A 12,056-nucleotide genomic window follows, 5' to 3' on the forward strand; every position below is an offset into this window, starting at 1 on the left:
CTCCTTGCCCAGCAAGAAGGTTGAATCAGATTTGCCCGCCCAAGGGAATCCCACGCCGATTCAGCCTCAAGTCATCCCGCTCTAGGCGTGCTGCCCGCGCCAGCCTCGCACATTTCGCCTACGCCTATACTTGCACTTTTCTACTGCCGACTTGCAGGCAGCGAGCTACTGCATCGGGGCGGTTGCATCTTGCAATATAGCGGCCCGTTTCGCAAAGCCGAAAAAGGCATTGCGCGCTGCGCTTGCAGGTATTCGCCCGTCATGTGCATCATAGCACGCCTTGAGGGCGGCTTCGTGGATCAAGTCTCTGCGGTCTCCTGGCCACTCGTTGAGGAAATCGATGGCGTCGGCCAGGCTGGCAATTTCTTGCACGATGTACGTTGCACGCTTAACGAAAACTGGGCTGCGGAAAGCATCAGGGTTCATTCATTCCTCCCGACCTGCTGAATACCTACTTTGCGTGATGAGCCGCCTCATCGACATCCGCCGAGCATTGCAGAATGTGTTGTCAGAGCGATGACGGTTCACGTCCTCTGGTGCAGTCTTCGGAGGGGAGCTTGAGAGTCACGGTTTGGCAGCCCATCACCTCGGCCATTGGGCAAAGATCTGCACGCTGTCTCGAGCGTGGCTTGGCAGTCTATTTGGGCGCTCACATGCCAATGCGGCTTCGCACCCGCGATCGGTCAAAGTTCTCCTGTTGGTCGCTATTCGCTGAAGGAAGCCTCGACATTACCGACACGAGCGCGGGCGGTCGGCAGATCGCCGGTCGGTGGTACTCCGCATGCAGCGCCGTCGCCTTCTCCGAGAAACGTCCTCTGTGGATGGCTCCCGCGATGCAAGAGGTAATTGGACGTAACGGCGCGTTGGGCGGGTGCAGTGTCTTCTGTCCGGCCTGTTGATGCAGCCATCCGAGACTGCTGGCCCTGATGGGACCGGCGAACTGGAGCTCAATCTGCCTATCAGGCTATGGTGCTCGGACATTCGACGGGTTGTCCCTGTTCCCGGCCTGACCAGTCTCGCCATCACATCGCGTCGCTCTCACAACCTACTGGTAGCCGATCGATCGGCCCGCCTGTTCTCTGTCCTAAAATTTATCTTGTTCGCAACCTTACACCGCAAGGTTCGCGGCATGACGAGCTTGAGGTCTCGCGCGTACCATGATCGCCCAGACCACACGGGCCATTTTGTTCGCCATGGCCACACTCGCCAAGCGCACGGGTTTCCTGGCGAGCAACGCGACAAGCCGAGGATCCGCTGCCGTCCCTCGAGTTTTGCGAAGGTGTCGGCCCGAGCCAGGCGGCGAACTCCCGACCCGAGCGGAACTGCCCCGGATCGGCAACGGATGCAGCCAATGCTAGAACCCCTACCGGACCGATACCGGGGAACCGTGCGGGTGCGACGGCAGTCGGCCACGAAGCGACGGACAATATCCTCGTTCGACACTGCAAGTCGGTTTCCCGAAACAGCCATTCCTTCAGTTCGCGCGCACCGCCCGGAGAAAGTACGAAGCTGTACAGCGTCCGCAACTACGGCAAGGTGCTAGCGTGCCGCGTTTCCTTGCGCGCGGCGTAGTCAACGAGATCGTCGGTATGTAGGCCCAGCTGCATCGGGGCGAGGCTTAGAGACCGCGCCGAGGTCGTTCGGACCGCTCTGCGAGCCCGAAGCCGCCTTGCCCTTCGACTTCTCATTTGCGACAGGCCCTGATGAATTGCCAAGCCGGGCTGCAGCGGGAAACCTGTCAGGCATGCCCGGCAGTCGGACTCATTGTCGGCCTTCTGACAATGTTGGGTATGAAACACTGCACTATCAAAACGATCATGTTGTCTAAAAATGGTTTTCTGGATTGGCACGGCATTTGCTTTGCTGAATCACAAATAGGCACGAACCTGCAGGAGTTCCTCCATGAACAGCCTCAGGCAGTCACTACAGCAAGATTTGTGCATGCGAATCCGCCTCCGGTTGCAATCGGAATGGGCCGAGCTTGTAACCAAACACTCCCCCTACTGCATGTGGGGACGCCAAAATCTCGCGACGCGGGCGACGACTGGACAAAAGCCGCTCGATCGTCCGCCGCTTAATGAAGTCCAGCGGTGGGACATCGATGAGCGCCTCGCGGAAGGCCGGACAGTTCCGCGATACCAACGTTACAGGGACGGCTTAATCTTTTTTGACTCGTTCTGCACAGTAGCATGGATGGCTAGCACAAAGGATACTTGAACGTGGACGTTTTCCAACGTGCTTCAATACCTGCGAGGAGGTCACTGACCTCATCCTTCTCGGCCGACCTGGCCGTACTGGGTGTCGCATTCGTTTGGGGCGCGAGCTATCCGGTCGCGAAAAGCGCACTATTCTATGCGCCGGTTTTGATCCTCATTCTTTATCGTTTCCTGATTACCACGATCTTTATGGCAGTGGTGGCAAGACATGAGATCGCGTCGATCTCTTGGGGCGATTGCATCCGTGGCCTCGTATTGGGGACAATACTTTTTTCACTTTTTATTGCTGAAACTTACGGTGTTGCATCAACAAGCGCAATGAATACGGCCTTGATCATTTCTCTTTGTGTAATTTTCACCCCGATCATTGACTCTGGGCTATCGAGGCGACTTCCACCTCCGGGCATATTGGCAAGTGCCGCCATATCCTGCATCGGTGTCGGCCTTCTCACTGGCGGGATCGGCAAGTTCAGTCCGGGTGACGCGCTTGTGCTGGGGGCTGCGATTCTGCGAGCAATTATGGTCGTTTCCACCAAACGCCTTCTGGCCGGCCGGCAGATTTCGTCTGCGGCACTGACGGCCATCCAGGGATCGGCGGTGGCAACACTCACTTTCGTTTTAGCCGTGGGTCAATTCGGAATCTACGGCCTTATTGTGAAGGCCCCCCTTCAGTTTTGGGGCGCCGTCGCCTTCCTTTCACTCTTCTGCACGATCGCTGCATTCTACATTCAAAACGCCGCGGTCAGAAAATCCACGCCGACACGGGTTGGCTTGCTGATGGGAACAGAACCCTTTTTTGGTTTCGTCCTCGCGCACCTTCTCCTGACAGAATCTTTGACCGCAACGGGCTTGACAGGTGTCGGCCTCATCCTCGCCGGAACCTTTGCCGGCATCTTTTTTGAGAGCAGGACCTGACAAATGAACCCCGTCTCAACTTCGATCAAACCATCTACCGGCGGCATTTTGAGTTTCGAAGATCTGGAGGCTTTTCCGGACCGAAACGCACCAGTTGTAACCATGTTCAGCGGTGGTCTCGACAGCACCTACCTTCTCTACAAGCTGCAAAGCCTTGGCTTTGCGAATATTGAAGCTGTCGCGGTGGATGTCGGAACTTCCATCGATAAGCCTTTGCTGGAACAGACGGTAGCCGGGTTCGGCGCGCGCTTTGTCTGTCTCGAAGGGCGGGAAGCTTTTGTCGAACAAGGCGTGAAACCCGCCATTCGGGCCCACGCCAAGTACCTTGGTAACTATCCGTTAAGCAGTTCCTTGAGCCGTCCCGTAATCGCCTCGTTGATTGTTGATCATGCGACATCAATCGGCTCACGGCTGCTTCTTCATACAGCAAGTCTTTCGCAAAATAGTCTTCCGCGCCTTAACAATAGCATCAAGCGCTCGGGATTTTCCGGCAACTTCGGCAGTCCGTATGAATGCTCGGTGATTTCCCGGCAGCAGAAGGCCGCCGCCCTCTCTAAGTTCGGGCTGACTTTTGTGACGGACCGCACCTGGAGCGGAGACGAAAACCTCTGGTGCCGGGAATTCGAGTCTGGACCTTTGGAAGATCCCGAGAACTTTTCTATCCCGGAAGAGGCATTTGATTGGACGCGCAACACTGCCGCAGAGCAGCCGGTAGAGATCAAACTCGGGTTTATCGACGGAAATCTCGTGTCAATTGATGACCGTGATGTTGCACTGACCGACACAATTCCGCTCCTGAATAAAACAGTTGGCAAATTCGGACACGGCCGCTTTGTCGGGCTCGAACACATCTCAACCGGTGAAAAGGTTCTCGAAGTCCGCGAGGCCCCCGCAGCGGCCATCATAATGGACGCGCTGCGGCACCTCGAAACCGCTTCCCTTGGCGTCGGATCAATCGTGTTGAAGGAAGGGCTTGAGCAAGCCTGGTCCCAGGAGGCGGTTTCAGGTGCATGGGGCAGTACTATTCACAAGATGTGCGAACGGGCCATAGCGTCCGCGCTCGAGGGCGTCAGCGGGAGCGTCAGCTACATAGTCGATAATACGCGCTTTTTACCTCGGTCCATCATAGCCAGCACGCCGAAATACATTACGGACCGCCACCTTTGGGAACACCAAGCCGCGAGCCACCAAGCGTCCTTTAAAACTTCCCCCTCGCCAAATTACCAAGACGGGAGACACCCATGAAAAAGGTCGCACCCCAGGCGCTATGCAGCCTCAGTCAAGAATGCACTGATCATCTGGTGACGAATGGATGGTGGTTTTCGAGAGGTGAGCGCACCGAAGCCGGCTTCGGCATCGAAATTGATGCTGGCTGGAAGAACTTTGCTGACCACTGGAATCGACTGCTTCTCGATGAATACATGCGTGACGGCGGGACCTATCGCTACCGGCGCTATGGTGCGTTTGAATATGACGCAGTTGACGGAATTTTTCGGCTCCTGCCGCATGCCCCTTACGAGCAATCGAAAGCCATCAACCACTTGAATGGCGGCTTCAAGCGCTACTTCGAGCCCTTTGAACAATCCTTTATAGATCATACTGTCTTAAACAAGATTCTGACAGGTTTCTGCAGAATTCTTTGTGAAACCACAGGACATGATCGTTGGAATATTAAGCTTCATCCCTACCGGATTGTTGCACGCGACGGTGTAAACGGCAAACCAGCACCCGAGGGCCTTCATCAGGACGGGGTGGATTTCATCGTTTCTTACATGATCGGGCGGGTTAACGTGACCGGCGGTATGAGCACGATTACTGATGCCTCGCAGCGGTTCCTCGGCGATGTCGAAATGAACCTTCCAAATGATTTCGTGATTTGCAACGATCGCAAGACGTTTCATGATGTATCACCGATCGTGACCGAAAATCCGAAAATGCCGTTCTCATATCGTGACGTCCTTGTCATCGCCTTCGAGAAACTATGAATCAAGTCTTGATCCCAAGCACGTTGCGACCAATAGCGAGATCGCTGTCCATACCTGTGGGAATGCTTGAGGCAGGGTCGGACATATCAAACGCCGCCTGATCAGTCGGATAATCTGCAAACGGGTGGAAGACCGCTCTTGTGATGTGTAGTTTGGGACTATATTCGAGGCTTGATTCCGTTGGACGCGAGTGCCTTCCGGCGCAGTACCGCCAAGAGAATTCGTCCACTGTCCGAGTCACCACACGGGCTCGCCGAACAGGAACTTGGAACGCTTCTTCATGCTGTCTTAGGTGATATAGCCGCCCGGAGTGCTGCGACATGTGCACGATAGCATCAGCTCGCGACGAAGGATTGCTAACGGCGAACTCATGCCGGTCGGCGAGGCGATACTGGCTGGAGCATCAACTCGGCCGACGAGAGTGGCCCACCATCCTAGGCAGGATCGGCCGACATGGCCGGCATCGCGCGCCGCTCTGAAAAGAGCACAGCGGGCATCCAGACGCTGCCGGGTTGACTATGGGTGTCCGAACCGCGAAAAGGGGCCGCTCTTCATGAGTGGCGTGCGCCGGCAGTCTAACCCCAAGCCCCCCGCCCAGGCTGCCGGCGCGCTTCTAGCTTTCAAATACTTGATGCATTTGCGCTTTGCGTACCTCCGTGCATGTTGCTCGATGCCAGGCGGAGGCCTCTGTATCGCGCATCGATGCAACGCCCAGGCGTTGATCCCCATCATCGCGGCGATCGCTTTGCCGCGATCGCCGCAGCCGTTTTCGAGCACGACAATCATGCCAGGCGGTGTCGGCAGCGATGCGCATGCAAAAATTCACAGATGCATGCTAGACTTAGACTAGCGCATCCTCGCCATCGCGCTCGGCTATGAAGCCGCCTTCTTAGCTACGTCGCAAAGGTTATCCGGCCAAGGCCGGTTCAATGGAATGAAATGAGGCCTTTTGGGTCCTGAACTTTCAACTTCCAGACTGCCCTTTTATGCGACTTTTGAGGCACGAAGCGTGAACATTGGCGCATAGAAGTCTGGTTTCTCACCGCCTTGAACTTCGCGCCAGAAGGGATCATTCGGCTGCGGTCCAGAGGCTTGGCAAGGCACGCTTCATCCAGACGAGCCTGCGTGAATGGGCTTACGCCCGAGCCTACAACACTTCTCATGAACGCGCCGCCGAACTGCCATGGTGGATTCATCGCTACAATTGGCACAGGCCACATGGCAGCTTACAATCAAAACCATCCATCAGCCGCGTCGGCTTCGATCGGGACAACCTGCTGAGGCTCCACAGGCTAGCTAAGAATGAAAGCAGTCTTCACCTCGCCCCGGCCGATCAGCTTGGAGCAACGGCGATAGTCCGAAGAGGAGAGCAGAGTTCCTGCGCCAACCCGATCCGTGCCATTCCGTTCTGATCCGCTGGACGCATAGCGCTCACCAGACTGTCCGAACTGTGCTGAGATATATTCTTGGGGTCGATGCCTCCCTCGACTAGTCGCGGTAGGCGACGATCTCATTTTCCGTATGTACCAAGGTAGGGAAGTTTTCGGCAGGGAAGTAAACTAGCAGGCCTCTCTGATTGGGGTCGTTGAGGTCAAGCTCCTCCTGATATTTTTCCGAACCATATCGCCCCGCGGGTCACTCGCTTCTCTTCGCGGTCGACGTGAGGCCGCCGCATGATGGGGTCAGTAGAGCGAGGCGTCTCAATCTGTTGAACGACCTTGGGAAAGTTCGTCCCAGGATCGTGCCTGCTAACGAGATCACCTTGCTCATCGTCCCCACGGGAACGATCCGGATCACGCCCTTTCGGGCGGAATCAACTCCTCCTTCGTTGGTCCGTTATCCTCATTTCATGCTGATACGCGGCCGGGTGCCTTGCCGAAGCGGAATTCTGTTGCATCACTCCACATGCGATGCAGAATGGCAGCGAGCTTGCGGGCAACAGCAACTCGGGCTCGAGCCATACCGCGCCGTTTGGCGACGTTCATGCCCCACGCTCTGAGGCTCGACCATTTCTTGCTCAGCACGAGCAGCGAATGAGCGCCTCATAGAGGGCCGTGCGGGCGAGTTCGTCACCGCATCGGCTCACCTTACCCTGAATGTCCGTTTCGCCAGATTGGTAGCGTGCCGGGGTCAGACCCAGATGCGCGCCGACATCCCTCGAGCGACGAAAGCGGTCCGGCTGATCGATCGTGGCACGAAAGGCGAGCGCGGTGATGAGTCCCACACCTGGAACGCTCATGAGTCGCCGGCAGACTTGCTCCTGGCGGGCGATAATGAGGACCTGCTTCGTCAGTCGCCCGAACTCGCGCAGCATGGTGGCCAGGATCACCAGCAGTGGCTCGACCAGAGGCATGACAACCGTATCTGCGCCAATCAGTTCGCGCACGCGATGGGCGAAAGCTGCGCGGCCTGGAATGCCGAGCTTGATGCCGGCCTCCCGCAGAATCGCCCTGACGACATTTTCGATCGTCCGCATTTCATTGCTGGCCGGCCACGACCTTGATCCAACCGAATGCCTCTTCGATGCGACGCGCTGGCTGACGGCATAGCCGCCATGCCGCGTCGTGCGCCCGTCGATCGCGGAACTGCGGACGCCCATATTCTGCGCCACGTGCGGCGTCACCCTTATCGAGCGCAGCTCATTGACGAAGAGATTTGCACCCTCGGAACAAACGTCCGAGCCACTTAAGGCGAGGAGGTCGCGTCGACCTTAATCAAGACGCTTCGGTGCGAGTGGATCCACGGCTTCATCGCCGACTTCTTCAACACTATCGATCTGAATCAGATTTTTCGCCTGGGCCCCCAGCCAGACTCTCACAGACGGAACTGTGCATGGCGGAAATGAGAGGCGAATCAATCGGATTGCCGGTGTCGGGATCGAGCCCATCCGCGCGTCCTTATATAGACTCGTCAGCAAGACGAAGTCATGCGCAGCTGGCTCAAGCGATTGCTGTCCGTCCGAAAAATTCGGGCAATGATCTATCCCCTGCAATAAGCACGATACGAAGAGGTTGGGCCGCAGGGTCGAATGTCGCGCGCAGGAGCTTCCTCAGAAAACTGGACAGTTGCCCGCAGTATCATGGTGCCTCGCCCATCTCTCCCTGATCTTTTAGCAAGCGTTCCCAGAAGAATCGCGCTTGATAAGCAGTTACAGCAAGCGTCGTTACACCGAGGAACGTCAAGTCGTCCTTCCCGCTAATCAGTTTAAGAATTGGAATCAGGGTTAGCGGGGCGCAGCAAAGCGGAGGCAGGAAACTCGCAACGGTAATCTTGCGGTGCCACCGCCTTTAAAATAGACGCTCCCCAGATACCGCTCCTATGGTCCCAATCAGAACAGCTACCAGATTGATGACATCGCTGGTCACACCGATAGCTTCATTCGAGGGAAGCGCGAAGGGACTGACGAAAGCGCCACCAGGGAGGTAACATATTTCCGAGAAATAAGATCACCGCTCCGACTGTGACGGCCTTTTGCAAGACCTTCATCGGTGAGAGCGTCAAAATCACAACCGCCAAAGCGACCGATGCGACAAAGACGACGAGCGAAATCATATTACTGCTCCTATCCACCTAAGGCCGCAGGTTCTCGAAATGATAGAAGTTGGCCGTATCAATCTCAGGGCGACAAAAGCTGCTGTACCCTGGCTAAGGTTTGCGCAGGTTCCATGGCCGAGATGATTTCTGTCGGCTCGCCACTCGTGTGGAACGGCGTCATAAATTTGATCGGGGTTCCGTTGATTTCTGTTAACTGGCCGCTCCAAGCCAGTGAATAGAGCTTCTTCAGGTCGGCAGTGTCGTCTGCGGTCAACTTACTGTCCGCGCCGTAGTTCATGATGCTGAACTTCTTATGCGTCCCAAAAATGATGGAGGGCCAAGCGGTCTCACTGACCTGCGCGAAAAAATGCCTAAGTCCAAAAATGTGACCGATTTCGTGAACTAAGGTCTCAATCTGCTCTGTCGGGTCTTGTTCGAATATCTTGGGATAGATAGTCACGACGTGCCGCCCGCCGTCGGGGAAGAACGCGCTGGCCAGTACGCAACCGTTGACGTCGCAGTCGTCGCTGTGTTTCACCACAATCTCGAAATCCCAGGCGTCGTCTCGCTGCGCGAACTTGATTGGCGCTGCATCGCCCCAACCAAGAATGGCCTTCGCGAACAAATCCTCAACTTGAGCCTTGACTTTGGCGGGATCTGCAAACGATTGCACGGAGCTCTCACGGAACTTCCAGCGCAGCGTTGTTCCTTTTGCCCACAAAGGAATAAAGCCTTCTGAGGCGTCGACGACGATTTCTAACGGGGATTTGCCCTTTGGGGTCTTGTGCCCGCGTTCTTCGGTGTCGCAGCGGACACCCTCGCGGATGACGTGGACAAGGGGCTTGGTATTGCGCTCGGCGGCTTTATCGTCCCGGAGTTCCGGCGAAACGCTGGCTTTGGTGGACTTCGCGGGCGATAGTGTCTTTTCTTTTGTCCGTGCCATATGAAAGTTTCTCCCCATCCGTGATGAAACGCATTCGGCGATCTTGGTCTGCCGGGTTCCCGACTTGCAGCGCCCCGCTAAACCCTTTTACGCTGGGACATTCTTAAACCAGCTTGCCCGCGTCCCGGGCAAAGCCTGCCCGTGGTCTTCCATTGCTGAAGGCGCAGCGTCCGGTTCGGGGCCGTAAATAATCCTTAAGGCCGCTTGCATCGTCGGCACATCCAAGACCCGTCCCGAGTGACCAGCATGATTGTGCCCAGCGTGATGGGTTGGGGATGATGACGCACGCGCTCCCTCCCACGGCTCGTCGTTCTTCACCCAAGTCCCGTCGACCGCGAACCATTCCACACCGTCAAGGGTCATTGGCTTGACCACTCCAGGTCGCACAGCTTCGTGGGCGCGATACCAGTCGTTGATGCGGTCATCGACCCACCCGTGCAGCCGCCAAAAAATCGGATTAATATGCGATGAAAAAGTCTCGCCTAGATAGTCGTACTCGGGATCCAGCCATTTTTCATCGAAGTCCAGTGCGTCGCGGCCGTTGGGAAGCGGCAAACCGCGCCTGGCCACATCACCGGTAGGGTCGCGGGTCACCGAGGTCCACCGCATATGCATCCAATTGTGGATGGTGAACTCAATCCGTGAACCAAGCTCGCCGAGCGACAGGGAGGCGAGGTAGTCCGCGGAGGTATAAAGCGCCTCCCATGCCTGGAATCGGCCATAAAGCGTTGAGGTTTTCCTCAATTCGAACAGCCAATTCGTCGTGTCAGGGTCACCCGGCACGACCCACGCTGGCGGCAGGGAGTATCCGTCGAGATTGCCAATCTGCGACGCCTTCGTTTCGGGCGCAAACGACGAGGGGAACTGCTGCTGCGGCAGACGTCGCCAGGTCCCGACAGAGGGATCCATAGCTCGAACCTCCTTCACCATGCGCCGGTGCATGTAGAAAAAATCTTCGCCCGAACCGTTGGCAAGTCGATCGGCCGCCAGACTTGCTCGCTCTTTGGTTTTTGGGCCAGGCTGCCAACCGGTTGCGCGCACAGCCTCCTTCTTGGGGTCGCTCAGGTTGTCCCATGTGTCGCGCGAGGCGTGCCAAAGCGCATGATGGTAGCGATGCTCTGCCGAGCTCATCATGTCGATGATGCTTTTCGCTAGGGGTATCGTTTTGCGTGGTTCAAGGAAATCCGACTTGACCGCGACAAAAGAGAACACTGAACCCGCCGGCGCTCCATTATGGGCCACGGTGCGCGTCACGGTCCCTACGATCGTTGGGCGATTGCGCGGTGCGTCCGGCCACTCGGGGGATAGGTAGCCCCGGTAGTCGTAGATCCAGCCGTCATACTCGGATTGAGGCTTGCCCTTGGCACGCCAGCTGATCACCGCAGGGTTGCCAGGTATAACGGTGCCTTCAACGAGTAAGTAGGGTTCGGTACCTACACAAAGATCTGGGCGCTCCCCCAATAAACCATAGATGTGCCCGTCCTCGCTAACTTCGAGGGATAGTTCGGCTTCCCAGACTGTCAGTTTGCCAAAATCGCCAACATTCCCCGGCACATTCAGAAAGCTACGGTACGTCCAGATGCCAGGGATATCTAGATTGATACCCATCGACGCCCCCCACCCATTCATTTCCGCTTCCTTATATTAGCAATAAAGCTTGGCGAGTCGACTCCTATTTGTCGTAATGTCGAAGTTGGCGGGTGCACCTTGAACAAATCAGCGCACTAGATTCAGTTAAGACCCCATATGAATTTGCGAATGAGCGTCATCGAGGGTTTTCTCTGAAATCGACATGTATGATGAGCGAGCTCCAAACGTCCGGGAGTAGCGCGAGAACAGCTGAAGCCGGCGTGTCTGCAGACGCTCAGGCGGGTGGAGGCCGTCTCGGATTCGGAAGCGGCTGTTGTGTTGCGGTCCTTGCCGACGACGACTGTCCATACCACCGTCTTCATGTTGTCATAGATGGCTTGGGTCTTGATTTTCATTGGGACTCGTTCTTTAGTTATGTTCGAGGGCTACGTTTTCTGCAGAATAAACTGCGTTCAGACCTTGCGTTTGGCGTGAGTATTGTGGCGGACCGCAAGGCTTACGGGGTCGAGCATTTATGCGCGATCGTATGCCAGGAGATGCTTAGCTGGATTGACGAGATGTCGGTCCACGAGATCGTCTAACGTTAATGTTTTTTTCACGCAGGCGGCGATTACTGCGGCGCACCGCGGACCGCCTTCCCAAGAAACACCCAAGCATTCGGACCTGATTTCACTGCGATGCCTATCGAAGAAGCGAATAAAAACGCGTAGGCTTCAGCGTCATTCGGATAGTCCGCGGGGTCTACAACGGCTACAGAAGGTTTAAGTACGACTTGCAAGGAGTGAAGCCAGACGAGCAGTTCTCTCGGGACCGCCAGTGGTGCGACTTTGATATCTGCCTCCAAAAATTCTACCCCCTACAACGGGAGTGGCC

At 56.3% G+C, this 12,056-nt stretch carries 8 protein-coding genes and 4 pseudogenes; 4 read left to right on the forward strand and 8 right to left on the reverse strand.

Annotated features, from left to right (window positions below; genetic code table 11):
* Window positions 1-165: 165 nt before the first annotated feature.
* Both NKH41_RS24580 and NKH41_RS24585 read right to left on the reverse strand, forming a co-directional pair.
* On the reverse strand, window positions 166-426 hold the full coding sequence (locus NKH41_RS24580) for a DUF982 domain-containing protein (RefSeq protein ID WP_352934389.1): 261 nt from the start codon (window positions 424-426) through the stop codon (window positions 166-168).
* 682 nt (window positions 427-1,108) lie between these two features.
* Window positions 1,109-1,385: pseudogene (locus NKH41_RS24585) on the reverse strand (transposase); the annotation flags it as partial.
* A gap of 834 nt (window positions 1,386-2,219) precedes the next feature.
* Here NKH41_RS24585 and NKH41_RS24595 point away from each other — a divergent pair.
* From NKH41_RS24595 to NKH41_RS24610, 4 genes and pseudogenes are all read left to right on the forward strand, one after another.
* Window positions 2,220-3,131 carry a DMT family transporter gene (locus NKH41_RS24595; RefSeq protein WP_352934392.1) on the forward strand — a complete coding sequence of 304 codons (912 nt, stop codon included), beginning with the start codon at window positions 2,220-2,222 and terminating at the stop codon, window positions 3,129-3,131.
* A gap of 3 nt (window positions 3,132-3,134) precedes the next feature.
* Complete coding sequence (locus NKH41_RS24600) at window positions 3,135-4,376, forward strand: argininosuccinate synthase-related protein (RefSeq protein ID WP_352934395.1); 1,242 nt, start codon at window positions 3,135-3,137, stop codon at window positions 4,374-4,376.
* The gene (locus NKH41_RS24605; RefSeq protein WP_352934398.1) at window positions 4,373-5,116 is read left to right on the forward strand and encodes a 2OG-Fe dioxygenase family protein; all 744 of its coding nucleotides are present in this window, start codon (window positions 4,373-4,375) and stop codon (window positions 5,114-5,116) included. Before NKH41_RS24600 ends, NKH41_RS24605 begins: the two co-directional genes overlap by 4 nt.
* 1,094 nt (window positions 5,117-6,210) lie before the next feature.
* Window positions 6,211-6,405: pseudogene (locus tag NKH41_RS24610) on the forward strand (integrase core domain-containing protein); the annotation flags it as partial.
* 558 nt (window positions 6,406-6,963) lie between these two features.
* Here NKH41_RS24610 and NKH41_RS24615 read toward each other — a convergent pair.
* The 6 genes and pseudogenes from NKH41_RS24615 to NKH41_RS24640 all read right to left on the reverse strand — a co-directional run.
* Window positions 6,964-7,598: pseudogene (locus NKH41_RS24615) on the reverse strand (IS110 family RNA-guided transposase); the annotation flags it as partial.
* Window positions 7,594-7,766, reverse strand: a pseudogene (locus NKH41_RS24620) (IS5/IS1182 family transposase); the annotation flags it as partial. The pseudogenes NKH41_RS24620 and NKH41_RS24615, both read right to left, overlap by 5 nt.
* A gap of 725 nt (window positions 7,767-8,491) precedes the next feature.
* Window positions 8,492-8,668: a hypothetical protein gene (locus NKH41_RS24625; protein ID WP_352690416.1), complete on the reverse strand. Its 177-nt coding sequence runs from the start codon at window positions 8,666-8,668 to the stop codon at window positions 8,492-8,494.
* A gap of 64 nt (window positions 8,669-8,732) precedes the next feature.
* Complete coding sequence (locus tag NKH41_RS24630; protein ID WP_352934401.1) at window positions 8,733-9,593, reverse strand: matrixin family metalloprotease; 861 nt, start codon at window positions 9,591-9,593, stop codon at window positions 8,733-8,735.
* Between the two features lie 87 nt (window positions 9,594-9,680).
* The gene (locus NKH41_RS24635; protein WP_352934403.1) at window positions 9,681-11,201 is read right to left on the reverse strand and encodes a hypothetical protein; all 1,521 of its coding nucleotides are present in this window, start codon (window positions 11,199-11,201) and stop codon (window positions 9,681-9,683) included.
* Window positions 11,202-11,323: 122 nt separating this feature from the next.
* Window positions 11,324-11,578, reverse strand: a complete 255-nt coding sequence (locus NKH41_RS24640) for a hypothetical protein (RefSeq protein ID WP_352934406.1) — start codon at window positions 11,576-11,578, stop codon at window positions 11,324-11,326.
* Window positions 11,579-12,056: the final 478 nt, after the last annotated feature.

It is taken from the genome of Mesorhizobium sp. M1169, assembly GCF_040318345.1.
Taxonomy (GTDB): domain Bacteria; phylum Pseudomonadota; class Alphaproteobacteria; order Rhizobiales; family Rhizobiaceae; genus Mesorhizobium.

What these genes read in the sequence shown, in the direction of transcription:
- NKH41_RS24605 (WP_352934398.1), top strand. Translation starts at nt 4,373, where the DNA reads ATGAAAAAGGTCGCACCCCAGGCGCTATGCAGCCTCAGTCAAGAATGC.
- NKH41_RS24625 (WP_352690416.1), bottom strand. Translation starts at nt 8,668, where the DNA reads ATGATTTCGCTCGTCGTCTTTGTCGCATCGGTCGCTTTGGCGGTTGTG.
- NKH41_RS24640 (WP_352934406.1), bottom strand. Translation starts at nt 11,578, where the DNA reads ATGAAAATCAAGACCCAAGCCATCTATGACAACATGAAGACGGTGGTA.
- NKH41_RS24635 (WP_352934403.1), bottom strand. Translation starts at nt 11,201, where the DNA reads ATGGGTATCAATCTAGATATCCCTGGCATCTGGACGTACCGTAGCTTT.
- NKH41_RS24600 (WP_352934395.1), top strand. Translation starts at nt 3,135, where the DNA reads ATGAACCCCGTCTCAACTTCGATCAAACCATCTACCGGCGGCATTTTG.
- NKH41_RS24580 (WP_352934389.1), bottom strand. Translation starts at nt 426, where the DNA reads ATGAACCCTGATGCTTTCCGCAGCCCAGTTTTCGTTAAGCGTGCAACG.
- NKH41_RS24630 (WP_352934401.1), bottom strand. Translation starts at nt 9,593, where the DNA reads ATGGCACGGACAAAAGAAAAGACACTATCGCCCGCGAAGTCCACCAAA.